Consider the following 24848-nt stretch of genomic DNA (forward strand, 5'->3'; position numbering starts at 1 on the left):
AACATGCCCACCCCCACGCCCGCCGACAAGTTCACCTTCGGTCTCTGGACGATCGGCTACAACGGCACCGACCCGTTCGGCGGCCCGACGCGCAAGCCGCTCGACGTCGTCCACGCGGTCGAGAAGCTCGCCGAGCTCGGCGCGCACGGACTCACCTTCCACGACGACGACCTGTTCGCGTTCGGGTCGAGCGACGCCGAGCGCCAGACCCAGATCGACCGCCTCAAGGGCGCGCTGGTCGACACCGGACTGGTCGTGCCGATGGTGACGACCAACCTGTTCTCCGCGCCCGTCTTCAAGGACGGCGGGTTCACCTCGAACGACCGCGACGTGCGTCGCTACGCGATCCGCAAGGTGCTGCGCCAGCTCGACCTCGGCGCCGAGCTCGGCGCCGAGACCTTCGTCATGTGGGGTGGCCGCGAGGGCGCCGAGTACGACTCTGCGAAGGACATCCGCCAGGCGCTGGAGCGCTACCGCGAGGCCGTGAACTTCCTCGGCGACTACGTCACGGAGAAGGGGTACGGCATCCGCTTCGCGATCGAGCCGAAGCCGAACGAGCCGCGCGGCGACATCCTGCTGCCGACGGTCGGCCACGCCCTCGCGTTCATCGAGTCGCTCGAGCGCCCCGAACTCGTCGGCCTCAACCCCGAGGTCGGTCACGAGCAGATGGCGGGCCTGAACTTCGCCGCCGGCATCGCGCAGGCGCTCTACCACGGCAAGCTCTTCCACATCGACCTCAACGGTCAGCGCGGCATCAAGTACGACCAGGACCTCGTCTTCGGCCACGGCGACCTGCACAACGCGTTCGCGCTCGTCGACCTGCTCGAGAACGGCGGCCCCGGCGGCACGCCCGCGTACACCGGCCCGCGCCACTTCGACTACAAGCCCTCGCGCACCGAGGACGAGACGGGCGTGTGGGAGTCGGCATCCGCCAACATGCGCACGTATCTGCTGCTGAAGGAGCGGGCGGCCGCGTTCCGCGCCGATCCCGAGGTGCAGGAGGCGCTGCAGGCCGCGAAGGTCGCCGAGCTCGCGCAGCCGACTTTCGGCGAGGGCGAGAGCTACGACGACTTCGTCGCCGACCGCTCCGCCTACGAGGACTTCGACGCCGACGCCTACCTCGGCGGCAAGGGCTTCGGTTTCGTCCGTCTGCAACAGCTGGCCACCGAGCACCTGCTCGGCGCCCGCTGACCGCACACGCCGGCGCCCGCAGACCGCGAGACCTCAACGGCGTGACGAGACCGGGGGCCGACCCCGCGGTCTCGTCCGCCCGTTGAGGTCTCGCGGGAGGGTGGGGCCGTGAACGAGAGGATGCCGGCATGGCGCTGGTGATGGGGGTCGACTCGTCGACCCAGTCGTGCAAGGTCGTGATCGTGGACATCGACACCGGGTCGGTCGTGCGGGAGGGGCGCGCGAGCCACCCCGACGGCACGTCGGTCGACCCCGAGGCGTGGTGGACGGCGCTGCAGCAGGCGATCGCGGATGCCGGCGGCATCGACGACGTCGCCGCCTGGGCGATCGGCGGCCAGCAGCACGGCATGGTGGCCCTCGACGCCGACGGGCGGGTCGTCCGGGACGCGCTGCTGTGGAACGACACCCGCTCCGCTCAGGCCGCCGCCGACCTCGTCGCCGAGTTCGGCGCCGAGAGCCTCGCCGAGCGCAGCGGGCTCGTGCCGGTCGCCTCGTTCACGATCACCAAACTCCGCTGGCTGCGGGATGCCGAACCCGACAACGCGGCCCGTGTCGCCGCCGTCGCGCTGCCGCACGACTGGCTCACCTGGCGTCTGCGCGGCTTCGGTCCCGCCGGTCCCGGCAGCCCGGGCGGAGCCGATCTCGGCGAGCTCGTCACCGACCGCTCCGACGCGTCGGGCACCGGCTACTGGAACCCGGCGACCGGCGAGTACGACCGCGACCTGCTCGTCGCCGCGCTCGGACACGACGTCGTGCTCCCGCGCGTGCTCGATCCCGACGTGTACGTGACCGACGCCGAAGGCCGCCCGGTAGGCGCCGGCGCGGGCGACAACGCCGCGGCCGCCCTCGGGGTCGGCGCCGCGCTCGGCGACGTCGTGGTCTCGATCGGCACGAGCGGCACCGTGTTCGCGGTGAGCGCGCAGCGCACCGTCGACCCGACCGGCATCGTCGCGGGCTTCGCGTCGGCCGACGGGCACTTCCTCCCGCTCGTGTGCACGCTCAATGCGTCACGGGTGCTCGACGCGATCCGCGGCATCCTGGGCGTCGATCACGTCGAGCTCAGCGCGCTCGCGCTCGCCGCCGAGCCCGGGGCCGGCGGCCTCGCGCTCGTGCCCTACTTCGAGGGCGAACGCACGCCGAACCTGCCGGATGCCACCGCCTCGCTGTCGGGTATGACGCTCGCCTCGACGACCCGCGAGAACCTCGCGCGCGCCGCGGTCGAGGGGATGCTGTCGGGACTCGCAGCCGGGCTCGACGCCGTGCGCGGTCTCGGGGTTCCGCTCGAGCGCGCGCTGCTCATCGGCGGCGGCGCCCAGTCCGAGGCGGTGCGCCGCATCGCGCCGCAGGTGCTCGGCATCCCGGTCGAGGTCCCCGCCCCCGCCGAATACGTCGCCCTCGGCGCCGCCCGCCAGGCCGCCGCCCTCCTGCGCTGACCCGCACCGCCGACGTAGCGCGGGCGACCCGCGGCCGACCCGCCCGGCATTCGTGGCGTCGGTGGTGCCGCCCGTTGACGCTGAGAGACGCGGACGCGAGAGAACAGTGCGGCGCCGAAGGCGTGGGGGCCACCCGTTCCTTCGGCGGCCCGGCGTTCCCTCAGCGATCGGTGGTCTCGGCACGGCGGCGAGACCTCAACTGCGGGACGAGACCGTGGGTGCTCCCCGCGGTCTGGGCGGCCCGTTGAGGTCTCGCGGTCGTGCACGGCGGGGCGCCCGATGCGGGGCGCCGGATGCGGGGCACGGGGACGCCCGGGCGCGGGGGCGGTCAGATCGCGGTGAGGCGCGGGGGCGTGGGGGGAGTGGGAGCCGCCGGGGGCGTGGCGGGGCGCAGGGGGAAGGTGGGGGCGACGGAGCCGTGCAGCTCCTCGTGCAGCCGCTCCATGCGGGCATCGAGCAGGGCCGCGGAGTCGGCGGCATCCTTGAGTTCGCCGATCAGCCCGTCGGGGACCGCACCGTCGTACTTGTAGTAGATCTTGTGCTCGAGGCTCGCCCAGAAGTCCATCGCGATCGTGCGCAGCTGCACCTCGACGGCGACGTCGACGCGTCCGGTCGACAGGAACACCGGCACCTCGACGATCGCGTGCAGGCTCTTGTAGCCGTTGGGCTTGGGGTCGGCGATGTAGTCCTTCACCTCGAGCACGGTGATGTCGTCCTGCGCGGCGAGCAGGTCGAACAGGCGGTACGCGTCCTTCACGAAGCTGCACGTGACCCGCACCCCGGCGATGTCGGTGATGTTCGCGCGCACCGAGGCGAAGTCGCCGGCGATGCCCTTGCGCAGCACCTTGTCGACGAGGCTGTCGGCGCTCTTGACCCGGCTCGAGACGTGCTCGATCGGGTTGTAGTCGTGCATGAGTTGGAACTCGTCGCGCAGGATGCCGAGCTTCGTCTCGATCTCGCGCAGCCCGAACTGGTACTGCAGCACGAACTGCTGGAACTCGTCGCGCATCGCGCGCAGCTGCTCCGGCGTGAACGTCGCCAGCCCCTGCTCGGTCAGAACGGACAACGAGGTGGAGGCCGGGTGGGGATCCATGCTCCGACGCTAACCGGGCAGGCTACGCGGATGCTGTGAGACCACACCGAGTCGCACTCGAGCCCACCCCACCGAACCCCCGCCTACCCGAACCCCCGCCTCACCCGATGACCCCGCCTCACCCGATGACGGAGTGCGCCCCGAGACGGTGCCACGTGCGGTTGTGGTAGACCAGCGCGTCGCCGGCGTCGCCCGGCTCGACGTCGCGTGAGACCTGCGACTGCAGCGCATGCGCGGCGATGACCGTGGAGGTGCCGGCATCCATGCGCCCGATCACGGCGCAGCGCGCCCACGCGCGCACGTCGTGGTAGACCGGCTCGCCCGTCGTCAAGCGCGACCAGCGGTGGGTCTCGGCGAACCGGTCGACGCCGCTGGTGGCTCCCAGCCGGGCGACGTCGAGGTCGTGCGCGTCGAGCAGGTGCACGACGACGGTCTCGGCGCGCTCGAGCACGGCCGAGGCCGACGACAGCGCTGAGATCGAGAAGATGAGCAGCGGCGGTTCGGCGCTGACGCTCGACACCGACGTGGCCGTGAGGGCGGCCGGGCCGTCGCCGGCGTCGGCGGTGATGACCGCGACTCCGCCGGGGTGGCCGCGGAAGAGGGCCTTGAACGCGTCGGCCGACAGCGACGACGCGAAACGGCGCGCAGCGGCGGGGTGGTCTGCGGAGACGACGGAGGAGGACATGGCCCGACGGTAGGCGGCGGAAGCACGGCCGCGCACCGAGTGTGTGGCCGCATGACCGTGCATGACCGAATGTGACGTCACCGTGACCGCGTGTTTCGCGAGGGGAGGCGCGGGTCGTGGGGGCGCCGACACCATGTCGGCATGTCTCCCGTCGTCCCCGTCGAGGCCCTCGTGGCCGAGCTGTCGGCCGGCGCCCGCGTGCGTCTGCTCGACGTGCGCTGGCGCCTGGACCGCCCCGAAGGCCGCCCGGAGTATCTGTCCGGGCATCTTCCCGGCGCCGTCTACGTCGACCTCGAGCGCGAGCTCGCCCGTCCCGGCCGGCCCGAGGAGGGGCGGCATCCGCTGCCCGACGTCGCCGACCTCGAGGCCGCCGCACGACGGTGGGGGCTGGAGGAGGGCGACCGGGTCGTCGTCTACGACGACAACGACGGCGTGCCGGCGGCGCGGGCGTGGTGGCTGCTGCGCCGGCACGGTGTCGACGTGCGCGTGCTCGACGGCGGGTTCCGGGCCTGGGTGCGCGCGGGTCTGCGGCTGGAGCACAGCGACCGGGCGCCACGCCGCGGCCGCATCAGCCTTCCGGATGCCGTGCTCGACGAGTCGGCGACGATCGACGATGCGGCGATCGCGCCCCGCGTCGGCGTGCTCGTCGACGCGCGCGCCCCACAGCACTACCGCGGTCAGAACGGCGGACTCGACCCGGTCGCGGGCCACATCCCGGGCGCGGTGAACATCCCGACGATCAGCCACATCGGCGCCGACGGACGCCTGCGCGACCCCGCCGACATCCGCGCGACGTTGGAGGGACACGGGATCGGGCCGCACACCCCGGTGGTGCTGTACTGCAGCTCCGGCATCCCGTCGACGCACTCGGCGCTCGCGTTCGCGGTCGCCGGCATCCGCACCCGCGTGTTCGTGGGGTCGTGGAGCCAGTGGGCGCGCAGCCTCGGCCGTCCCGTCGCGGTCGGGGCGGGGGCGGCCGAGATCATCGGCGCCGTCTGAGCAGGGCGCGCCGGATGCCGTCATACGGCGACACGGACGTACACACGACGCAACCGCCCGCCACCCCGCAGCGCCCGTCCCGGCACGATCGGACACCTACCCGCTTCGACCACGTACGACAGGAGATCCGCATGAGCCGTCACATCGCGTTCGGTGTCATCCTCACCGGCACCGGAGGCCCCGGTGAGCACAACCGCTGGCTCGACCCGGAGATCCCGGGCGACGCCTCGGTCGACATCGACTGGTACATCGAGCAGGCCCAGCTCGCCGAGGCGGCGGCGCTGGATCTGGTCTTCATCGTCGACAGCCAGTTCATCACCCCCGACTCGCCGCCCCACTACCTCAACCGGCTCGAGCCGCTCACGCTGCTGTCGGCGCTGGCCGCGCGCACCAGTCGGATCGGGCTGGTCGGCACCGCGACGACGTCGTACAACTCGCCGTTCAACCTCGCGCGCCGCTTCGCGTCGCTCGATCTCATCAGCCGTGGTCGTGCGGGCTGGAACGTCGTCACGAGCGGCGACGGAGGCACCGCCGGCAACTACGGACGCGACGAGCACTACGACTACGCGACCCGCTACGCCCGCGCCGCGGAGCACATCGAGGTCTCGCAGGCGCTGTGGGACTCGTACGAGGACGACGCCTTCCCGCGCGACCGCGCGTCGGGGCGCTTCCTCGACCCGGAGAAGCTGCACGCGACCGGCCACCGCGGCGAGCACTTCGCCGTCGCCGGCCCGCTCAACATCGAGCGCTCGCGGCAGGGACAGCCGGTCATCTTCCAGGCGGGCGACTCCGAACCGGGCCGCGACCTCGGCGCCCGCTACGCCGACGGGATCTTCACGCACGCAGCGAGCGTCGAGGCGAACCGCGCGTTCGCCGCCGACATCCGCCGGCGCGCCGCCGAGGCGGGCCGCGACCCCGAGGGCCTCCGCATCCTGCCCGGCGCGAAGATCGTCGTCGCCGACACGGATGCCGAGGCCCGCGATCTCGAGCTCGCCCAGCACCGGCTCTCGAACACCTTCGAGCAGGCACTCGCCGAGCTCGGGCGGCCGTTCGGGTGGCACGACTTCCGCCAGTACGACCTCGACGCGCCGTTCCCGGCGGAGGCCCTCGTGCACGCCGAGCGCAGCTTCAAGACGCAGGCGACCCAGATCACCGAGAACGCGGTGCGGCAGGGCCTGACGCTGCGGGAGGTCGTCGAGCGCGCGGCGGCACCGCATCGCTCCCCGTTCGTCGGCTCGGCGCAGACCGTGGCCGACACGCTCGAGGAGTGGTTCCGCGCCGGCGCCGCCGACGGGTTCAACATCTACGTGTCGACGCCCTCCCAACTGCGCCGGTTCATCGACGAGGTGCTGCCGATCCTGCGCGCGCGGGGCCTGGCGCGCACCGCCTACGAGGGCACGACACTGCGCGAGCACCTCGCCCTCCCCGCCCCCGAGAACCGGCACACCCGTGCGCGCCGCGAGGCTCAGGTCGGCGCCCTCGCCGGCGCGGTCTGAGCCGCGCGAGGAGCATCCATGACCGCCCCCGCATCCACCGCCCCCGCATCCGCCGTCCCCCTCGGCTCAGGTCGGGCGCCGCGTCGGGCGCCGCGCTGGATCCTGGGCGTCGCGCGCCCCGTCGCGGTGTTCGTCCCGGTCTTCCTGCTCGCGACCTTCGTGACCTACCTGCTGCGCGACATCAGCGGCCTGAGCCCCGCCCACATCCAGCTCGGAGAGAACGCGACGCCGGAGCTCGTCGCGCAGGTCGAGCACGACTGGGGCGTGGACCGGCCGTTCTGGCAGCAGTACCTCGACTGGATGACAGGGCTTCTGCACGGCGACCTCGGCAAGAGCTGGTGGAACGGCACCGACATCGCGACGATCCTGTTCGACAAGGCGCTCGTGAGCCTCTCGGTCGCCGGGTTCGCGCTGCTCATCGGCGTCGTGGTCGGCAGCCTGCTCGGGATCGTGGCCGCCCTCACGGCGACGAGCCCGCTCGATCGGATCATCACCGGGTTCACGACCGCGATGTCGGTCATGCCGCCCTTCGTCGTCGGCGTCGCCCTCGTCGCCGTCTTCGCGGTCGGCCTCGGATGGTTCCCCTCGGCCGGCTACTCCGCTCCCGCCGAGGGCGGCGTGGCCCTGTGGCTCTGGTACATCACGCTGCCCGCCGTCGCACTGAGCTTCGACACGATCGCCGACGTCGCCCGGCAGCTGCGCACCGGCCTCACCGCCGCCTCCCGCGAGAACTACGTCGTCGGCGCCCGGGTGCGCGGGTTCAGCCCGCAGCGGGTGTTCACCCACCACGTGCTGCGAAATGGCATCGGCCCCGCCGTGACCGTGCTCGGGATGAAGTTCCCCGCGCTGCTGGGCGGCGCCGTCGTGACCGAGGCGATCTTCGGGCTCTCCGGCTACGGTCAGTTCGCCGCCGACTCCGCGCTGCGCGGCGACGTGCCCGCCGTCCAGGGTGCCCTCGTCGTCTCGATCGTGCTCGTGGTCGTCTTCAACCTGCTCGTCAACATCGTGCTGGGGCGGCTCTCGCCCGCGGCGCAGAGAGGCGTGTGATGCGCGACATCCTGCGACTGCGCACGGGCCGGGTGGCCGTCGTGCTGCTGCTGTCCATCGTGCTGCTGGCCGTCCTGGGGCCCGTGCTCGCGCCGTACGATCCGCTGCAGGGCAGCGACGACATCCTCGCCGGCCCGTCGGCGGCGCACTGGCTCGGCACCGACAACCTCGGCCGGGACGTGCTCAGCCGGCTGCTGCACGGCGCCCCCCTGAGCGTGTTCGGCACCGCGCTGCTCGGCGCGATCGCCCTCGTGGTCGGCGCCGTCCCCGGCATCCTGTCGGTGTTCCTCGGCCGCTCGTTCGAGTGGGTGTCGCTGCGGGTGGTCGACACCCTCATCTCCCTGCCGTTCCTCGTGTTCGCCGTCGCGATCACGGCGCTGCTCGGCAACGGGCTGCTGCAGGCCCTCGTCGCCGTCGGCGTGCTGATCTCGCCCCTCTTCTTCCGGGTGGCGCGCGCCGCGACCCTGCAGGTCGCCGGATCGCAGTACGTCGAGGCGGCGCTGCTGTCGGGGGCGACCGTGCCGTTCGTCGTGCGCCGCCACGTCACCGGCAAGGTGCTCCCCGTCATCGGCGTCGCCCTCGCGAACACCCTCGGCGCCGGGCTCGTCGTCGTGGCGAGCCTCAGCTTCCTCGGCATCGGGGTGCAGCCGCCGACGCCCACCTGGGGCGGCGACCTCGCCGCCGACCTGCGGTACCTGCCGCTCAAGCCGTTCGCCCCGGTCTTCCCGGCCGCGCTCATCATGATCACCGTGCTGGGGCTCAACCTGCTCGCCGACGCCCTGCGCGACGTCACGGGCGAGGCCGGACGCGCGCTGCTGGCCCGCACCGGCGCACGGCGCCGCTCCGGCACCGATCGCCCCGGCTCCGGCGGCCCCGCATCCGACCGACCCGCAACCGACCGTCCCGCGCCCGCGCGCACCGCACCCGAGGGGGTATCCGCATGACCGCACGTTCCGACGACGCGATCGTCACCGTCGACGCGCTCACCATCGCCGCCCGCGCCGACGGCGCCGTGCTCGTCGACGACGTCAGCCTCGCGCTGCGCCGCGGCGGCGTGACCGGCATCGTCGGCGAATCCGGCAGCGGCAAGACCCTCACCTGCCGCTCCCTGCTCGGCGTGCTGCCGGATGCCGTCGAGATCCGCTCCGGCCGCATCGTCGTCGACGGACGCGAGGTCACCGGGCTCGGCGAACGGCAGTGGTCCGGCATCCGGGGCACCGTCGTGTCGGCCGTGTTCCAGGACCCCGGCTCGTACCTCAACCCGTCGGTGACGATCGGACGCCAGCTCGTCGAGGTGCTCCGCGTCAAGCGGCGGTACCGTCGCCGCGCCGCCCACCGTGAGGCGGCCCTGCTGCTGGGCCTCGTGCGGCTGCGCGACCCTGAGGCCGTGCTGCGCGCCTACCCCCACGAACTGTCGGGCGGGATGCTGCAACGCGTGCTGCTCGCGATCGCCGTCGCCCTCGAGCCCCGCGTGCTGATCGCCGACGAGGCGACGACGGCGCTGGACGTGACGGTGCAGGCCGAGATCCTCGACCTGCTGATCGATCTGCAGGAGCGCATCGGACTGACGCTGCTCGTCGTGTCGCACGACCTCGCGGTGATCGCGCAGATCTGCGACGAGGTCGTCGTGCTCAAGGACGGCCGCGTCGTCGAGGCCGGGCCGACGCGGCAGGTGATCCACCATCCGCGCCACCCCTACACGCGACTGCTCGTCGCCGAGCACGAGCGCTACGGCCTGGACCGGTTCACGGCCGAGGAGCGCGCGCATGTCGCCTGAGCCGGTGCTGCCGGAGCCGGTGCTGCAGGTCTCGGGGCTGGAGGTCGTGCTCGGCCGCGGCGCCCGCCGTCGCCGTGTGCTCGACGACGTCGCGCTGCACGTGTCGGCGGGGGAGATCGTCGGACTCGTCGGCGAGACCGGGTCGGGTAAGTCGACCCTCGCGCGCGCGGTGCTCGGCCTCGTGCCCGTCGCCCGCGGCGTCGTCCGCGTCGCCGGACGCGAGACGCAGGCGCTGCGCGGCGCCGCCCGGCGCGCGCATCGGCGCGAGGGTCACGTGCAGTACGTCTTCCAGGATCCGCTGCGCAGCTTCGACCCCGATCGCACCGTCGGAGACTCCGTCGGTGAGCCGCTCGCCGTGCGCGGCGGCGGGCTCGCCCGCCGGGAGATCGCGGATGCCGTCGCGCGCCGCTTCGCCGACGTGCAGCTCGACCCGGCCCTCGCCTCGCGGCTGCCGGGCGAGCTCTCCGGCGGCCAGCGGCAGCGCGCCGCCGTCGCCCGGGCGTTGATCACCGACCCGCGGGTCGTCATCCTCGACGAGCCGGTGAGCGCCCTCGACGCCGCCAACCGGGTGCGCGTGCTCGAGCTGCTGACCGTGCTGCGCGGCGCCGGCGTCGCGCTGCTCTACATCTCCCACGACCTCGGCTCCGTCGCCGGCATCACCGACCGCACCGCCGTGCTCTACGACGGGCGCATCGTCGAGACCGCCCCGAGCCACCGCCTGATCCGCGAGCCACAGCATCCGTACAGCCGCCTGCTCGTCGGCTCCGCACCGACCCTCACCGGCGCCGGCCTCGACCGCGCCGAGCGGGCGCGGCTGCGCGCCGAACTCGCCGACACCGCGCGCTGAGGCACCGCGCCGGCGGTGGCGCCGCAACGACACGATGAAGGGGCGGGACCGAAGCGGTCCCGCCCCTTCATCGCTGCCCCGGGACTACGGCGTGATCGTGACGCCCTTCCAGCCGAGGCGCCCCTCGATGCTCTCCGTGCTGTCGGAGATCGACGGATCCTTCGCCCAGATCGTCGAGGCCGTCGTCAAGGCGACCGTGGAGCCGTTGCGGTAGCCGGCGGCGGCCGCCTCCGACAGGCGTGCCGGGTAGTCCGGCGAGTCGGTCGGCGTCGCGCGCACCGACTGCAGCGCGGCCGCGAACTCGGGGGAGGTGTACGGCGAGCTGAGGTTCAGCACCCCGCCCTCGGCGAAGTGCTCCGTGAGGGCCTGCACGTAGGAGTCGCGGCCGACATAGCCGTAGAGGGCGAGCGCGTAGTCCTTGCCGAAGTAGCCCTTGGCCCAGTTCGGATCGACCGAGATGTCGACGGTGATGCCGACGGCGGCCAGCTGCGACTGCACGATCTCGGCCGCGGCGTCGCCGCTGGAGAACGGGTACAGCGTGAGCGAGAGGTCGCCGTCGCCGTAGCCCGCCTCCGCGAGCAGCTCGCGCGCCCGCTCCGGGTCGTACGGGTCGTCGGATTCGAGGGACTCGTCCCAGCCGAGGTGACCGTCCGGGAAGACCTGGTGCACGGGCTCGGCGTAGCCGAGGTAGGCCTTCTTGACGATCTCGTCGCGGTCGACGGCCAGACGCACCGCCTCCACCACCCGCGGGTCGTCGAACGGCGCCTTGTTGAGGTTGAGGCTCAAGAAGCTGATGACCCAGTTCGTCTTCGGGTCGTTGATGACGTCGAACCCGGCCGTCTCGGCCTGCTGCACGAGGGCGGGCGAGATCGTCGCGAAATTGTAGACGCCGGTCTGCAGCGACGACACGAGCGTCGACGCGTCGTTGCCGCCGTGGATCTCGATGCGGTCGATGTGGATCTGCTCGGCATCCCAGTAATCGGGGTTCTTCTCGAGGATGATCTCGTCCTCCGGCACGAGCTTGACGACCTTGAACGGTCCCGCACCCACCGGCAGGCTCGTGTTGAGCGCCTGCGGGTCCTTCTCTGCGGCGACCTTGCTCGTGATCAGGCCGGCGCGGTTGCTGAGCAGGTACGGCAGCTGGTAGTCGACCTCCTTCAGCGTCACGACGAAGGTGAGCGGATCGACCACCTCGACGGCGTCGATGTTGCTGTACGAGCCCGCCAGCGCCGAGTTCGTCTGCGTCTTGGCGCGCTCGATGAAGTACTTCACCGCCTCGGCGTCGACGGGCGACCCGTCGTGGAAGGTGAGGCCCTCGCGCAGGGTGAAGGTCACCGCATCGCCGGTGTCGTTGTACTCCCACGACTCGGCGAGCGCCGGATGCAGCTGCCCGTCCTCGCCGCGCGTGATGAGCGACTCGTAGATCGGCGTCATCGTGAGGGTGGCTCCGGTGGCGCCCGTGACGATCGGGTCCCAATTGGGGTTGAGGGCCGTCACCCCCCACTTCACGACGGCGGGTGCGCTGCCGTCGCCGCTTCCGGCGGCGGCGGGCGCGCCGCAGGCGGTCAGCGCGAGGGCTGCCGCGGCGAGGGCCGCGAGGGCGGCGAGTCTGGGCTTGTTCATGGCAGAGATCACTCCTGGTGTGCGGAACGGGTGGGCCAGTCCAGCACGGGCCGCCACCCCGCCACGGGGGAGTGTGACGTCCCGCGTCGCCCCGTGTCGGCGTCTTTCGGCGGCCCGGGCGCGCGCCCCGTCGACCGGCCCACACTGGCCGGGTCGCCCGCACCCGTCGGTCGTCGAAAGGAGTCCGCGATGTCGTCATCCGCCCCCGCCCGCCGGGTCGGGATCTTCGTCATCCCCCCGATCGCGGCGGATGCCGGTCACCTGTATCGGCGCACGATCGAGGCCGGGCGGGCCGTCGAGTCCGCCGGGCTCGACGCGTTCTGGCTCGCCGAAGGACACTTCACCCACATCGGCGTCTCGAGCTCGCTCACCGTGCTCGCCGCCCTCGCGCAGGCGACCTCGCGCATCGACCTCGGCACGGCCGTGATCCCGATCGCCTTCGACCAGCCGCTGCGGCTGGCCGAAGTCGCCGCGACGGTCCATGCGCTCAGCGGCGGACGCCTGCAACTGGGGGTCGGCAAGGGAAACGGGCACGGCTTCTCCGCCGCCGGCTACGAGGCGTTCGGACTCACCGAGGACGACCGCGAGGGCCTGTACACCGTCGCGCTCGCCGAGCTGCGGGCCGTTCTCACCGACGGCGGCATCGTCGACGGGCGGCGCGCCCCCGTCTTCCCCCCGCCCGGCGACCTGCCGCGGCGGCTCTGGCAGGCGACCTCGACGACGACCACGGCGGTCGCCGCCGCCCGCGCCGGGGACGGGCTGCAGCTGCACCGGGTGGCCTTCGGCGCCGACACCGGCATCGCCCAGCACGCCCTCGTCGCCGCGTACCTCAGCGAGTTCCGCGGCGGCCCCGGACAGGAGCCGCGCATCGCCGCCTCGCGCGGCGTGTTCGCCGCGTCGTCGCGCGCCGACGCCCTCGAGCGGATCGACGCGATCCTCGCCGCCGACCCCGACCTGCTGCCGCTCGCCCAGCCCGGACAGAGCGCCGAGGACTACGTGGCGGCGTCGAACACGCACGTCGGGTCGCCCGCCGACATCGCCGCCTCGCTACACGCCGACCCCGCCGCCCGCGCCGCGACCGACGTGCTGCTGGCGCCCGTGCTGCCGGTGATCCACCCCGACTTCCGCGGGCAGCTGCGCGCGCTCGCCGGCGGGGTCGCCCCGCGGCTGCGCGCCGAGGCGCCGGCCGCGCTGGCCACCCGCTGACGGCCGCAACATCCCGCAACAACACTGCGCGCACGCCGCGCGCCCGATGGAATGGACCGCATGACCACCGCCGCCCTCGCCCCCGCCCGCTGGGAGCCGCCCTCCGCGGTGCGCGCGCGCGGCACGCTCGCCGTCATCGCCGGCGCCGGGGAAGGCGTGCGCGTCTACGAGCGCTTCGGTCGGCGCCTCGCCGTCGACGGGTACACGGTCGGCGTGTTCGAGACGTCGGATGCCGCCGGCGCCGCCGCCTGGCTCGCCGAAGCCGAGACCGCACCGCGCGTGCTCGTCGGCGCCGATGCCGGTGCCGCCGCCGCCCTCGCGCTCGCCGTCGCGGCCGCCGATGCCGCCGCCGCCACCGACGCCACCGTCGACGGGGTCGTCGTCGCGGGCCTCGCGTCCCCCGGAACCCCCGCGGCCCCGGCCGACCAGCGCACCGCCTGCCCCGTCCACCTCGGGGTGCTCGCGGAGAGCGACGCCGCCGCGACCCGCGCGGTCGACCCTTCGGCCGCCGCCGACCTGCCCGGCCCCGACGCGCTCGCGGGTCTCGCGGTGCCGGTGCTCGCGATCCACGGCGCCGCCGATGCCGTCACCGCCCCCGCCGCGGCGCGCCGCACCCTGAGCCCGATCCCGACGCTCGAGCTCGTCGAGACCGTCGACGGACTGCACGACGCGCTCAACGACGTCAGCCACCGCTCGGTGGCGGCGACGATCGTCCTGTGGCTGGAACGACTGCGCGGCGCCGGCGTGCAGCATCCGATCGTGCGACCCGCATCCCCGGCACAGACTCTTCAGGAAGGCGCCACGCGATGAGCGACGGATTCGCATCACTCCAGGTGCAGCACGGCTACGTGCCCGGCACGCCGCAGAACGCGGTCGCGACCCCCATCTACCAGACGACGGCGTACGAGTTCGCGTCGCTGCAGGACGCCGCCGACCTGTTCGCCCTGCGCAAGTCCGGCAACCTCTACAGCCGCAACGCGAACCCGACCCAGCTCGTCTTCGAGGAGCGCGTCGCCGCCCTCGAGGGCGGTCGGGCCGCGGTCGCCGTCGCGTCCGGCCAGGCCGCCGTCGCGATCGCCCTGCTCGCGCTCGCCAAGCACGGCGAGCACATCGTCGCGGCGCGGCAGCTGTACGGCGGCACCGTCGACCTGTTCCAGGAGACGTTCGCCGACTGGGGCATCGAGGTGACCTTCGTCGACCAGGACGACCTCGACGCGTGGCGGGATGCCGCCCGCCCCACGACCCGCGCCTTCTTCGCCGAGTCGGTCACCAACCCGACCGCGCAGGTGCTCGACGTGCGCGCCGTCGCCGACATCGCCCACGCCGCCGGTGTGCCGCTCGTGATCGACAACACCGTCGCCACGCCCTACCTGCAGCGCCCCGGGGAGTTCGGCGCCGACATCGTCGTGCACTCGGCGACGAAGTACATCGGCGGGCACGGCACCTCGATGGGCGGCGTCGTCGTCGACATCGGCTCGTTCGACTTCGGCGCGCAGCCCGAGCGCTGGCCGCAGCTGACCCGCCCCTACGCCCGCATCAAGGACGTCGTGCTGTGGGAGCGGTTCGGGCCGAGCGGGCAGGCGTTCGCCGTGCTGCTGAAGACCAAATACGTGCACGACCTCGGTCCGTCACTGTCGCCGTTCAACGCCTTCCAACTGCTGCAGGGCATCGAGACGCTCGACCTGCGCATCGCGAAGCACTCCGCATCCGCGCTGACCGTCGCGACCTTCCTCGCCGGACACCCCGAGGTCGCCGCGGTGCACCACCCCGGCGCGCCCGGCAACCCCGGCGCCGCGGCGGCGCGCACCTACCTTCCGAAGGGCGCACCCGCGGTCTTCTCGTTCGACCTCGCCACGACCGGCGACCCGGATGCCGACCGCGACCGCGTGCACCGGTTCGTCGAGGCGCTGCGCCTGGTCAAACTCGTCGCCAACATCGGCGACGCCCGCACGCTGGTCGCCCACCCGGCCTCGATGACCCACAGTCACCTCACCGACCGGCAGTTCGCCGAGGCCGGTATCTCCCGCACCACCATCCGTCTGTCGATCGGACTGGAAGACCCCGCCGACATCATCGCCGACATCGCGCAGGCGCTCGTGGCCGCCGCCCCCGTCACCGACCCCGACATCGTCGAGGTGGTCTCGTGACCATCGACCTCGGATACTGGACCCCCGTCTACGGCGGATTCCTGCGCAACGTCGGCGACGAGGAGGGGATGGCGGCGACCTGGGAGTCGATCCGCGACGTGTCGGTCACCGCCGACCGGCTCGGCTTCCACACGACGCTCGTGCCCGAGCTGTACCTCAACGACCGCAAGGGTCTGGAGGCGCCGAGCCTCGAAGCATGGGCGCTGACGGCCGCGATCCTCGCGACCACGTCGCAGCTGCGCGTCATGACGGCGGTGCGACCGGGTTTCCACCTGCCCGCCGTGCTCGCGAAGACCCTCGGCACGCTCGACTCGATCGCGCCCGGACGCGTCGCCCTCAACGTCGTGGCGGCGTGGTGGGCCGAGGAGGCCCGGCAGTTCGGCGGACGCTTCACGACCCACGACGCCCGCTACGTGCAGGCGGAGGAGTTCGTGCAGGTGCTGCGCGGGCTGTGGGACCGCACGCCGTTCGATTTCGCCGGCGACTACTACGAGCTGTCGGGCACGATCGTCGAACCGAAGCCGCAGAGCCCGCCCGTCGTATTCGCGGGCGGGGAGAGCGCCGCCGGCAAGGAGGCGATCGCACGGTTCGCCGACGCCTACGTCATGCACGGCGGCACGCTCGACGAGGTGCGCGAGAACGTCGCCGACATCACCGAGCGGTCCCTGCGCATCCACGGGCGGCCGCTGCGCGAGATCGGCATGCCGGCCTACGTCATCGTGCGCGATACCGAGGCCGAGGCGCAGCGCGAGCTCGAGCGCATCACCGCCGTCGACCCCGCCTCGCCCGGCTACGCGTCGTTCGAGCAGTTCCGGCAGAACTCGAACCTGTCGCTCGAGCTCACCAAGCGCGAGTACTCCGTCGGCACGCGCGGGCTGCGCCCGAACCTCGTCGGCACGCCGGAACAGGTCGCCGACCGCATCCGCGCGTATGGGGAGGCGGGCATCACGCTGCTGCTCATCCAGTCCTCACCGCTGAAAGACGAACTGGAGCGCATCGCCGAGCAGGTCTTCCCGCTCGTGCCGCAGTCGCGCCTCGCCGCATCCGTCTGACGTGTTCTGTTACGCCCGCTTTCGTCACACAGGGACGGATGCGGGAGGCGCGGGGTACGGTGGCGGGGTGTTCCTGACCTGTCGCTGTTGTCGCTGAGTGCTCCGGCACTCCTTCGACGACCCGACAGATCCGCCGTGCCTCTGCGCGCACGGCCACACCCTCAGGACCCCTCATGCGCTACGCGTCGCACATCGCCGACCTCGTCGGCAACACCCCGCTCGTCCGTCTGAACGCCGTCACGGACGGCATCCGCGCCACCGTGCTCGCCAAGGTCGAGTACTTCAACCCGGGCGGCTCCGCCAAGGACCGCATCGCCCGGGGCATCATCGACGCCGCCGAGCGTGACGGCCTGCTGAAGCCGGGCGGCACGATCGTCGAGCCGACCAGCGGCAACACCGGCGTCGGTCTCGCGCTGGTCGCCCTGCAGCGCGGCTACCGCATGGTCTTCGTCGTGCCCGACAAGTTCGCCGGCGAGAAGATGGCCGTGCTGCGCGCGTACGGGGCTGAGGTCGTCGTCACGCCCACGAGCGTGCCGCCCGAGCACCCCGACTCGTACTACAGCGTCTCCGACCGTCTCGCGCGCGAGATCCCGGGCGCGTTCAAGCCGAACCAGTTCGCGAACCTCAACGGCCCGCGTGGCCACTACGAGACGACCGGGCCCGAGGTATGGCGCGACACCGACGGGCGTGTCACGCACCTCGTCGCCGGGATCGGCACGGGCGGCACGATCAGCGGCACCGGGCGCTTCCTCAAGGAGGCGTCCGCGGGCGAGGTCGTCGTCGTCGGGGCCGACCCGGAAGGGTCCATCTACTCCGGCGGGCCGCTGCACGGCTACCTCGTCGAGGGCGTCGGCGAGGACTTCTACCCCGACACGTTCGATCCCGCCGTCGTCGACCGCTACGAACGGGTGTCTGACGCCGAGAGCTTCGCCATGACGCGCCGACTCGCCCGCGAGGAGGGACTGCTCGTCGGCGGATCCAGCGGCATGGCGGTCGTCGCGGCGCTGCGTACCGCCCGCACCCTTCCCGACGACGCCGTCGTCGTGGTCGTCCTCCCCGACCACGGCCGCGGCTACCTCTCCAAGCTCTACGACGACACGTGGCTCACCGCCCACGGCATCCCCCTCACCCCCTCGACAGGAGTCTCCGCATGACCGTCCCCGCCACCCGCTTCGCGAGCCTCGCCGTCCACGCCGGTCAGGATTTCGACCCGACGACCGGTGCCGTCATCCCGCCCGTGCACTTCTCCACGACGTATGCCCAGGACGGCATCGGCGGGCTGCGGGGCGGCTACGAGTACGGGCGCAGCGGCAACCCGACCCGCACGGCGCTGCAGACCCAGCTCGCCGCGATCGAGGGCGGAGCCCACGCGTTCTCGTTCGCGTCGGGCCTGGCCGCCGAGGACACGCTGCTGCGTGCCGTGCTCGCACCGGGCGACGAGGTTCTGCTCGGCAACGACGTCTATGGCGGCACCCACCGCCTGCTCGCGCGGGTGCTGGGCCCGTGGGGCGTCTCGCTGCGGGTCGTCGACATGAGCGATCCGGATGCCGTCCGCGCCGCCGTCGCCGAGCGCGCGCCCCGCATCCTCTGGGTCGAGACGCCGTCCAACCCGCTGCTGCGCATCACCGACATCGCCGGGCTCGCCGCAATCGGGCACGCCGCGGGCGCGCTCGTCGTCGTCGACAACACGTTCGCGACCCCGGCCCTGCAGCAGCCGCTCGCCCTCGGCGCCGACGTCGTCGTGCACTCCACGACCAAATACCTCGGCGGGCACTCCGACGTCGTGGGCGGCGCGCTCGTGCTCAACGAGAACGCCCTCGCCGAGAAGATCGGGTTCCTGCAGTACGCCGTCGGCGCGGTGTCGGGTCCGCTCGACGCGTGGCTCACGACCCGCGGCATCAAGACGCTCGCGGTGCGCATGCAGCGGCACAGTGAGAATGCGGCATCCGTCGCGGCATTCCTCGAGGGGCATGAGCGAGTCGCCCGCGTGTACTACCCGGGGCTCGCCTCGCATCCCGGGCACGAGCTGGCGGCGCGGCAGATGTCGGCGTTCGGCGGCATCGTGGCGGTCGCGCTCGAATCGGGGGAGGCCGCGCGGCGCTTCGCCGAGGCGACGCGGGTCTTCCAGCTGGCGGAGTCGCTGGGCGGCGTCGAGTCGCTCGTGAACTATCCCGACGCCATGACCCACGCCTCGGTGCGCGGCACCGAGGCGGCCGTGCCGGTCGAGATCGTGCGGCTGTCGGTCGGCATCGAAGACGCCGCGGACCTGCTCGAGGACCTCGAGCAGGCATTGCGCGTCTGAGCCGCGCGCGCCGTGCGCTCGGGCCCGTGCGCCCGGGAGGAGATCTGCGTTCGGGAGGGCCGCTGCGCCGCGGGAGACCTCCTGAGTGCACATCTCCTCCCGGATGCACGGCAGCGGCGGCGCCCCGCGGCGGCGACGGCGGGCCGGATACGGTGGAGGCATGACTGATCTGGCCCGATGGGCGGTTCTGGGTCCCGGCGGCATCTCGGGCGATTTCGTCGCCGCCCTCCCGAATGCGACGCGCGGCGTGCTGCACGCCGTCGGCAGCCGCGACGCCGCGCGGGCGCGGGCGTTCGCCGACGCGCACGGCGCCCCCGTCGCGGGCACCTACGACGAGATCCTCGCGCGCGACGACGTCGACGCCGTCTACATCGGCACCGTGCACACCAGCCATGCCGAGCTCGCCCACGCGGCCCTGGATGCGGGCAAGGCGGTGCTGTGCGAGAAGCCGCTGACCACGACCCCTGCCGACACGGATGCCGTGCTGGCGCACGCGGCGCGCGTCGGGCTTCCCGTCGTCGAGGCCTTCAAATACCGCTTCGGCCCGTTCCCGGACCTGCTCCGCGAACTCGTCGCCGGCGGCGCACTCGGCGAGATCCTCGAGATCGAGGCGAGCCTCGGCTTCGCCGCAGGCGAGCGCACCGGCCGGCTGTTCGACCCCGAGACGGCCGGAGGCGCGATCCTCGACGTCGGCTGCTACCCGGTCTCGCTCGCCGTCGGCATCGCGGCCGCTGCGGGGCGTGACGGTGCCCGGATCGTCTCGGCCCAGGGTGTCGTCGACGCCGTCGACGAGCAGGCCGACGCCGAACTCGACCTCGGCGGCATCACCGCCCGCATCCGCTGCGCCATCACCGCCGAGACGCCGCGGCGCGCGGTCATCCGCGGCACGGCGGGGATCCTCGACATCCCGAACGTGTGGGGGAGCCGCGTGGACTCCACGGCCGAGGCCACCCTCATCCGCCCCGACGGGTCCCGCGAAGAGCTGCGCACCACCACGGTGAGCCCGATGGCGGCCGAGGCGGATGCCACGATCGCGGCCCTCCGCGACGGCCGCACCGAAGCCCCCGAGATGCCGTGGGCGCAGACCCGCACGATCGCCCGCCTCCTCGAGGACTGGCGCGCCGCCCTCTGACCCCGCCGTTGCCGCGCGTTTCGTCGGAGATCTGCAGTTCTTCGGACGGATCCGCGTCGCAGCATCCGAAGCACTGCAGATCTCCGAAGCTGTGCGTGCGCCGCGGATGCTGCGCCCCGGGCGTCAGCGCGGCGCGGCGGCGGGCTCGGGGCGGTGCACGCCGCGGGGCCGGTAGCCCAGCGCGTCGGCGCAGCCCAGCAGGTCGGCGAGGTACCAGATGATCGCGAGCCACATCTCGGTGCCCTGCAGTCCGGGCTCACCCGCGACCTGGAACGCGAATCCGGCGCCGGGGTGCCATCGGCCGAGCGCGCCGTCGAGGAAGGTCCTGGCGAGCGCCCGCACCTCCTCGGTGCGGTGGCCCGTGTCGCGCGTGAGCCACAGCGGATGGGCGACGTCGAGCACGTTGCACGCGTCGAGACGGTCGGAGGTGAACCAGCGGGGGTCGCGGGCATGCGCGAGCACCGTGTCGACGACGCGCTGCGGATACGCGACCGGGATGCCGAACTGCGCGACCGTGCCGCGGCTCGCGCGGTAGAACCCGTTGACCAGCTGCAGGTCGCCCGCCCCGGGGGCCGACCGGCCCCACATCCCGGTGCGCGGATCGGCGCGTGTCGCGAGCCACCCGAACAGGGTCTCGGCCCACCCGGCGGGCACGTCGTCGCCGCGTTCCCGCGTCCACCGCAGGGCGGTGCCGAGCGCGTCGGTCCAGTGGCCCGCGTGCCAGGCCTCGCCGTCCCACGGCAGGGCGTCGAGCCGCGCGACCAGCTCGGCGGGGGACCCGTCGGTGACGAGGCGGAGCGGATGCGGGAAGCCCGCGCCGAGCAGGTCGAGCGCGTAGCCGACGCACAGCACGTGGTACGCGGCATCCGGGTCGTCCGCGGCGAGCGGGACGACGTCGCCGGCGGCGTCCAACGCGCCGACGCGACCGGTGCGAGGATCCTGCCACGACGCGAGCAGGCGCGTCGCATCGGGCAGACGGGCGGGCTCGCCGCCCTGCAGCAGGTCGGCGAGTTCGACCGCATCGCACTGCGCCCGCACCGTCGGCGCCGCACCGGGCCGGTCGGCGAACAGTCCCACCGCCGCACTCCAGGCGCGCTCGAGCACCGCGTCGGCGTCACCGCGCACCACGTCGCCGAACGCCGCGAGCCGCGCGCGCAGCGACCCGACGGGCGCCGGCGCGGGCACCCGCCACTTCAGGATGCGGGCCGGGTTGCCGCCGACGACGGCGCCGGGCGGCACGTCCTTCGTGACGACGGCGCCGGCGGCGAGAACGGCGCGGGAGCCCACCGTGACGCCGTCGAGCACGACGACGTGCGAGCCGATCCATACGTCGTCGCCGATGCGGATGCCGCGCGAGACGAGCGGCTGGCTGCGCACCTCGAGGTCGGGGTCGCTCATCGTGTGGTTGAAGCCGAGGATCGACGTGTGCGCGCCGATGCGCGTCGCGTCGCCGATGACGACGTCGCCGCGCACGACCGTGTACGGGTTGACGCTCACGTCGCGCCCGATCGCGACCTCGCCGGTGACGTAGGCGCCGGCGGCGACGTAACTCCGGTCGCCGAGGACGAGGGCGTCGGCATCCACCGAGGCGAGGTCCGAGACGAAGCAGTCCGCGCCGAAGCGCCACTGCGGATGCTGCGCGAGCAGCTCCTGCTGCGCGGCGCGCTGCCTCCCGCGGGCAGCGTCGTCGGCGCGCGACCAGAAGTCCCACGGCGAGTGCTGGAACGGGTCGACGGTCATGTCGCGCGCGGCGCGGCCGTCGATTCGCGGATGACGAGCCGCGGGCTCAGGTGCACCCGCCGTGCGGCACGGTCGGGGTGGGCGATGCGCCCCGCGAGCAGTTCGACGGCGGCGTGACCGACGGTCTTGCGCGGCGGGCTGATCGCGGTGAGGGCGGGCGTGAACAGCTGCGCCACCTCGTCGTCGTACGCGATGATCGACAGGTCGCGCGGCACCGAGATGCCCCGGTTGAGCGCGAGGTCGACGACCGCCATCGCCTCGGGGTCGGAGTGCACCAGCAGCGCGGTGATGCCGGCGTCGAGCACGGAGTCGAGGGCCGCGTCGACGGATGCCGAGAAGTCCGGGCTCGACCGGTCGGGCAGCGCGTGCTCGAGATGACGTGCGGGGCTCAGCCCGAGGTCGGTGCACGCGGCGTGCCAGCCGGCGGCGATCTTGCGCGACGTGGGGGAGTTGCGCGAGAGCACGAGTCCGACGCGGCGATGGCCGAGGTGCGCGAGATGACGGGCGGCCAGCGCGCCGCCGAGGGCGTGGTCGGTCGTGACCGATTCGACCGGTTCGGCGGAGGGCAGGATCACGGCGTCGCGCTCGACGAGCACGAACGGCACGCGCGATCCCGCGAGCCACTGGATGACGTCCTGCGCGTGCGGGGTGTCGGTGTTGGGCGCGACGATCAGGCCGCCGAGCTTCTCGCTGGCGACGAGACGCTCGAGCACGGGACGCTCGTCCTGCAGCTCGTACGAGGCGCCGCGCAGCAGGATCTTGAAGCCGCGCGCGTTCGCCTCGGCCTCCATACCGCGGATGACGCCCGGCCAGTAGTAGTTCAGCGACGGGACGAGCACCGCGATCGCGCCCTCACCGGCGGCGGGGGCGCCGGCATCCGCGGGGGACGCGCCGCCCTCGGGCGGCACCGCCCCGCCGTGCACGCGCTGCAGCAGCCCCTCCTTCTCCATCTGGGCGAGGTCGCGGCGCAGCGTCACGGGGGCGACATCCAGGTCGTCGACGAGCTGGGCGATGCGCACGACGCCGTCGCGCGCGAGCGCGGCCAGCACGTGGGCGCGGCGTTCCGCGCCCAGCAGGGCGGGCGGGTTCTGGTCGGTCATGCGTGGTCCTCGGCGATCACTTCGTCTCTTTCTACCGTCAGGTCGAAGGCGTCGCCGGCAGCGACGTCGATCTCGATGCGGGCGAGTCGCGCGCCCCACACCGAGGTGAGCATGGGGTCGTCCAGCTCGCGGTGCTCGACGCGGGCGGTCAGCCCGGGGCTCCAGCGCAGCCGCAGCGGCGTCGCGCCGCCCAGCGGCACGATCCGCGCGCCGTCGCCGTCCAGGTGCACGTCGCCCGCGACGACGAACCGCTCGACGAGCGGTCGATCCGCGCGGTCGGTGAGCTGCACGCGTCCCGCCGCACGGTCCAGCCGCACCGCGCGGGTGAGCGTCGCGTGCTCGCCGCCCTCGTACGCCGCCGCGAAGTCGAGCGAGAGCTCCCCCGCATCCGGGTCGACGCGCACGTCGCGCGCCGAGAACACGGCGCCGGCGGACTGGGGGCGGCCGTCCCACAGCGGCACGCTGTGCCAGTGGCTCTGCATCGTCCAGATGTCGTAGCGGTGCGGCCCGAACGTCTGCTTCGTGTACGTGGGCCGGCCGGGGTCGACGATCACCGGCACGCCGTCGCTCGCGACGACGATCGATCCGACGTCGTTGTGGTTGTGGTGCTCGCCGTTGTGACCGCCCTTGACGGCGACGGTGAGGCCGGCGGCCGTATCCGCGTGCTCGCGGACCAGCAGCACCTGCACCGACGGCAGCCACACGCTGCCGGGCAGGGGGACGGATGCCGGCTCGGCGGCGAGCCACTCCGGGTCCAGCCACTGGGGGTCGCTCATCGCCCGCAGCAGACGTCCGGCGCCGGCGTGCTCGGTCGCGAGCGGCGCACCGGAGAGCCGCTGTGCGACGGCGTGGGCGCGGGCGTCATCGTCGTCGGCGATGACCGCCGCCCGGTACAGGGCGTGCCAGTTCTTCGGCTCGACCGGGTGCGCCTGCCCATCGGCGAGGTTGAGGTACCAGCCGCCGCCGAGGTGCATCCGGTGCGGGAAGGCCACGGTGGCCCGCAGCGCCGGCACCTTCGCGACCGGCGAGACGCGCCCGCCCGTCGCGAAGGTCAGCACCTCGATGGCCTCGAGTGCCCGGCACGCGCCGTTCCACCAGTACTCGTAGCCCTCGTCGATCGCCCCGTCGGACGGCAGGGCGGCGACGTAGCGGTCCAGCCCCTCCACGGCGAGCGCGGCGATGTGCGCACGCTCATCGCGCTCGGTCGGGGCGTCGAGCAGGCGCAGCGCCGCGACCAGCACGTTGCCGTGGATCCACGGGTTCCAGTTGTGCACGTCGCCGTCCAGGCCGATCCAGTGCCAGTCGCGGCGTGCGGTGAACGGCGTGAACACCCGCCGGCGGGCCTCGACGCGGATGCGGGTGCGCAGGCCGGGGTAGCGGTCGTCGAGAGCGGCGCCGAGGAGCTGGTCGATCCAGGCGAGCTGGGCCACCGCCTCGCCGGCGCCCAGGTCGAGGTAGGGGTCGGTGACGGTCGCGAGCACCGCACCGTGGCGTTCGAACGTGTCGTCGTGCGCGGGCCAGCACCACGAGGACTGCTCACACACGAGCACGATCCCGTCGGCGACCGCGTCGATCCATTCCGCCGCGCCGGTCGTGGCGGCCATGACCGCCGCGCGGGTGATGCGCTGATGGCGCGCGAAGGCGGGATCCTCCCAGGCGACGCGGTCGCCGTCGCGGTGCACGCGCGCGGCCTGGCTCGCCAGCGGCTGCGGCCACGGGGTGCGCTGCTCCGCCAGAGCGGTGGCGGTGATCGCCCGCCGCACGCCGGCGTCGACGTGGTCCCAGACGTCGCGGTTGGTCGCCGGCGACAGGGGGAGTGACGCGTCGGGTGCCGCGAGCAGGTCGGTCCAGTCATCGGGGAGCACTGCTGCCAGCGGCCCGCGGAACGTCGACGGCGCCGACGACGGTTGCGGTTCACGCGACCCGGTCTCGCCGTCCATGGCGGTCCTCTCCTCGTCTTCGAGAGATGATCGAGAGA

At 73.2% G+C, this 24848-nt stretch carries 21 protein-coding genes; 15 read left to right on the forward strand and 6 right to left on the reverse strand.

What is annotated here, in order from left to right; translation table 11 throughout:
- Positions 1-3: 3 nt before the first annotated feature.
- Positions 4-1191 (forward strand): xylose isomerase, encoded by a 1188-nt coding sequence (xylA, locus tag C7474_RS03135; protein ID WP_121057480.1) that lies wholly within the window; start codon positions 4-6, stop codon positions 1189-1191.
- Positions 1192-1319: 128 nt separating this feature from the next.
- Positions 1320-2624, forward strand: a complete 1305-nt coding sequence (gene xylB, locus C7474_RS03140) for a xylulokinase (protein ID WP_199692351.1) — start codon at positions 1320-1322, stop codon at positions 2622-2624.
- A gap of 328 nt (positions 2625-2952) precedes the next feature.
- Here the strand turns inward: xylB and C7474_RS03145 are convergent, their stop codons facing one another.
- Together C7474_RS03145 and C7474_RS03150 are read right to left on the reverse strand one after the other, a co-directional pair.
- A complete protein-coding gene (locus C7474_RS03145) occupies positions 2953-3717 on the reverse strand; it encodes a GTP pyrophosphokinase (RefSeq protein ID WP_121057481.1) in 765 nt (254 codons plus the stop codon).
- 118 nt (positions 3718-3835) lie between these two features.
- A complete protein-coding gene (locus C7474_RS03150; protein WP_121057482.1) occupies positions 3836-4402 on the reverse strand; it encodes a flavin reductase family protein in 567 nt (188 codons plus the stop codon).
- 141 nt (positions 4403-4543) lie between these two features.
- Here C7474_RS03150 and C7474_RS03155 point away from each other — a divergent pair, with 141 nt between their 5' ends.
- From C7474_RS03155 to C7474_RS03180, 6 genes are all read left to right on the forward strand, one after another.
- Positions 4544-5401 carry a sulfurtransferase gene (locus C7474_RS03155; protein WP_121057483.1) on the forward strand — a complete coding sequence of 286 codons (858 nt, stop codon included), beginning with the start codon at positions 4544-4546 and terminating at the stop codon, positions 5399-5401.
- A gap of 131 nt (positions 5402-5532) precedes the next feature.
- The gene (locus C7474_RS03160; RefSeq protein ID WP_121057484.1) at positions 5533-6897 is read left to right on the forward strand and encodes an NtaA/DmoA family FMN-dependent monooxygenase; all 1365 of its coding nucleotides are present in this window, start codon (positions 5533-5535) and stop codon (positions 6895-6897) included.
- Positions 6898-6915: 18 nt separating this feature from the next.
- Positions 6916-7944 carry an ABC transporter permease gene (locus C7474_RS03165; protein ID WP_121057485.1) on the forward strand — a complete coding sequence of 343 codons (1029 nt, stop codon included), beginning with the start codon at positions 6916-6918 and terminating at the stop codon, positions 7942-7944.
- Positions 7944-8888 (forward strand): ABC transporter permease, encoded by a 945-nt coding sequence (locus C7474_RS03170; protein WP_241965074.1) that lies wholly within the window; start codon positions 7944-7946, stop codon positions 8886-8888. Before C7474_RS03165 ends, C7474_RS03170 begins: the two co-directional genes overlap by 1 nt.
- Positions 8885-9721 (forward strand): ABC transporter ATP-binding protein, encoded by an 837-nt coding sequence (locus C7474_RS03175; protein ID WP_121057487.1) that lies wholly within the window; start codon positions 8885-8887, stop codon positions 9719-9721. Before C7474_RS03170 ends, C7474_RS03175 begins: the two co-directional genes overlap by 4 nt.
- The gene (locus C7474_RS03180) at positions 9711-10568 is read left to right on the forward strand and encodes an ABC transporter ATP-binding protein (protein ID WP_121057488.1); all 858 of its coding nucleotides are present in this window, start codon (positions 9711-9713) and stop codon (positions 10566-10568) included. Before C7474_RS03175 ends, C7474_RS03180 begins: the two co-directional genes overlap by 11 nt.
- A gap of 84 nt (positions 10569-10652) precedes the next feature.
- Here the strand turns inward: C7474_RS03180 and C7474_RS03185 are convergent, their stop codons facing one another.
- Positions 10653-12191 carry an ABC transporter substrate-binding protein gene (locus tag C7474_RS03185; protein ID WP_121057489.1) on the reverse strand — a complete coding sequence of 513 codons (1539 nt, stop codon included), beginning with the start codon at positions 12189-12191 and terminating at the stop codon, positions 10653-10655.
- Positions 12192-12380: 189 nt separating this feature from the next.
- Here C7474_RS03185 and C7474_RS03190 point away from each other — a divergent pair, with 189 nt between their 5' ends.
- From C7474_RS03190 to C7474_RS03220, 7 genes are all read left to right on the forward strand, one after another.
- Positions 12381-13397, forward strand: a complete 1017-nt coding sequence (locus tag C7474_RS03190; RefSeq protein WP_121057490.1) for an LLM class flavin-dependent oxidoreductase — start codon at positions 12381-12383, stop codon at positions 13395-13397.
- Positions 13398-13457: 60 nt separating this feature from the next.
- The gene (locus C7474_RS03195; protein WP_121057880.1) at positions 13458-14207 is read left to right on the forward strand and encodes a hypothetical protein; all 750 of its coding nucleotides are present in this window, start codon (positions 13458-13460) and stop codon (positions 14205-14207) included.
- The gene (locus C7474_RS03200; RefSeq protein WP_121057491.1) at positions 14204-15544 is read left to right on the forward strand and encodes an O-acetylhomoserine aminocarboxypropyltransferase/cysteine synthase family protein; all 1341 of its coding nucleotides are present in this window, start codon (positions 14204-14206) and stop codon (positions 15542-15544) included. The genes C7474_RS03195 and C7474_RS03200 overlap by 4 nt, the downstream gene beginning before the upstream one ends.
- Positions 15541-16596, forward strand: coding sequence for an LLM class flavin-dependent oxidoreductase (locus C7474_RS03205; RefSeq protein WP_241965075.1), 1056 nt, complete (start codon positions 15541-15543; stop codon positions 16594-16596). Before C7474_RS03200 ends, C7474_RS03205 begins: the two co-directional genes overlap by 4 nt.
- A gap of 173 nt (positions 16597-16769) precedes the next feature.
- Complete coding sequence (locus C7474_RS03210; protein ID WP_121057492.1) at positions 16770-17750, forward strand: PLP-dependent cysteine synthase family protein; 981 nt, start codon at positions 16770-16772, stop codon at positions 17748-17750.
- Positions 17747-18898: a cystathionine gamma-synthase gene (locus tag C7474_RS03215; protein WP_121057493.1), complete on the forward strand. Its 1152-nt coding sequence runs from the start codon at positions 17747-17749 to the stop codon at positions 18896-18898. Before C7474_RS03210 ends, C7474_RS03215 begins: the two co-directional genes overlap by 4 nt.
- A gap of 160 nt (positions 18899-19058) precedes the next feature.
- Positions 19059-20030, forward strand: a complete 972-nt coding sequence (locus tag C7474_RS03220; RefSeq protein ID WP_121057494.1) for a Gfo/Idh/MocA family protein — start codon at positions 19059-19061, stop codon at positions 20028-20030.
- Between the two features lie 123 nt (positions 20031-20153).
- Here C7474_RS03220 and C7474_RS03225 read toward each other — a convergent pair whose 3' ends face one another.
- The 3 genes from C7474_RS03225 to C7474_RS03235 are packed head-to-tail and all read right to left on the reverse strand — an operon-like array spanning position 20154 to position 24810.
- Positions 20154-21770 (reverse strand): acyltransferase, encoded by a 1617-nt coding sequence (locus C7474_RS03225; protein WP_121057495.1) that lies wholly within the window; start codon positions 21768-21770, stop codon positions 20154-20156.
- A complete protein-coding gene (locus C7474_RS03230; protein WP_121057496.1) occupies positions 21767-22870 on the reverse strand; it encodes a substrate-binding domain-containing protein in 1104 nt (367 codons plus the stop codon). The genes C7474_RS03225 and C7474_RS03230 overlap by 4 nt, the downstream gene beginning before the upstream one ends.
- A complete protein-coding gene (locus tag C7474_RS03235) occupies positions 22867-24810 on the reverse strand; it encodes a heparinase II/III domain-containing protein (protein WP_121057497.1) in 1944 nt (647 codons plus the stop codon). The genes C7474_RS03230 and C7474_RS03235 overlap by 4 nt, the downstream gene beginning before the upstream one ends.
- Positions 24811-24848 lie beyond the last annotated feature (38 nt).

Source organism: Microbacterium telephonicum (genome assembly GCF_003651225.1).
Taxonomy (GTDB): domain Bacteria; phylum Actinomycetota; class Actinomycetes; order Actinomycetales; family Microbacteriaceae; genus Microbacterium; species Microbacterium telephonicum.

Coding starts and splice junctions, on each gene's coding strand:
- C7474_RS03220 (WP_121057494.1), top strand. CDS start 19,059: ATGACTGATCTGGCCCGATGGGCGGTTCTGGGTCCCGGCGGCATCTCG.
- C7474_RS03185 (WP_121057489.1), bottom strand. CDS start 12,191: ATGAACAAGCCCAGACTCGCCGCCCTCGCGGCCCTCGCCGCGGCAGCC.
- C7474_RS03235 (WP_121057497.1), bottom strand. CDS start 24,810: ATGGACGGCGAGACCGGGTCGCGTGAACCGCAACCGTCGTCGGCGCCG.
- C7474_RS03175 (WP_121057487.1), top strand. CDS start 8,885: ATGACCGCACGTTCCGACGACGCGATCGTCACCGTCGACGCGCTCACC.
- C7474_RS03170 (WP_241965074.1), top strand. CDS start 7,944: ATGCGCGACATCCTGCGACTGCGCACGGGCCGGGTGGCCGTCGTGCTG.
- C7474_RS03230 (WP_121057496.1), bottom strand. CDS start 22,870: ATGACCGACCAGAACCCGCCCGCCCTGCTGGGCGCGGAACGCCGCGCC.
- C7474_RS03145 (WP_121057481.1), bottom strand. CDS start 3,717: ATGGATCCCCACCCGGCCTCCACCTCGTTGTCCGTTCTGACCGAGCAG.
- C7474_RS03210 (WP_121057492.1), top strand. CDS start 16,770: ATGCGCTACGCGTCGCACATCGCCGACCTCGTCGGCAACACCCCGCTC.
- C7474_RS03150 (WP_121057482.1), bottom strand. CDS start 4,402: ATGTCCTCCTCCGTCGTCTCCGCAGACCACCCCGCCGCTGCGCGCCGT.
- C7474_RS03160 (WP_121057484.1), top strand. CDS start 5,533: ATGAGCCGTCACATCGCGTTCGGTGTCATCCTCACCGGCACCGGAGGC.
- C7474_RS03190 (WP_121057490.1), top strand. CDS start 12,381: ATGTCGTCATCCGCCCCCGCCCGCCGGGTCGGGATCTTCGTCATCCCC.
- C7474_RS03195 (WP_121057880.1), top strand. CDS start 13,458: ATGACCACCGCCGCCCTCGCCCCCGCCCGCTGGGAGCCGCCCTCCGCG.
- C7474_RS03215 (WP_121057493.1), top strand. CDS start 17,747: ATGACCGTCCCCGCCACCCGCTTCGCGAGCCTCGCCGTCCACGCCGGT.
- C7474_RS03165 (WP_121057485.1), top strand. CDS start 6,916: ATGACCGCCCCCGCATCCACCGCCCCCGCATCCGCCGTCCCCCTCGGC.
- C7474_RS03225 (WP_121057495.1), bottom strand. CDS start 21,770: ATGACCGTCGACCCGTTCCAGCACTCGCCGTGGGACTTCTGGTCGCGC.
- C7474_RS03155 (WP_121057483.1), top strand. CDS start 4,544: ATGTCTCCCGTCGTCCCCGTCGAGGCCCTCGTGGCCGAGCTGTCGGCC.
- C7474_RS03180 (WP_121057488.1), top strand. CDS start 9,711: ATGTCGCCTGAGCCGGTGCTGCCGGAGCCGGTGCTGCAGGTCTCGGGG.
- xylA (WP_121057480.1), top strand. CDS start 4: ATGCCCACCCCCACGCCCGCCGACAAGTTCACCTTCGGTCTCTGGACG.
- xylB (WP_199692351.1), top strand. CDS start 1,320: ATGGCGCTGGTGATGGGGGTCGACTCGTCGACCCAGTCGTGCAAGGTC.
- C7474_RS03200 (WP_121057491.1), top strand. CDS start 14,204: ATGAGCGACGGATTCGCATCACTCCAGGTGCAGCACGGCTACGTGCCC.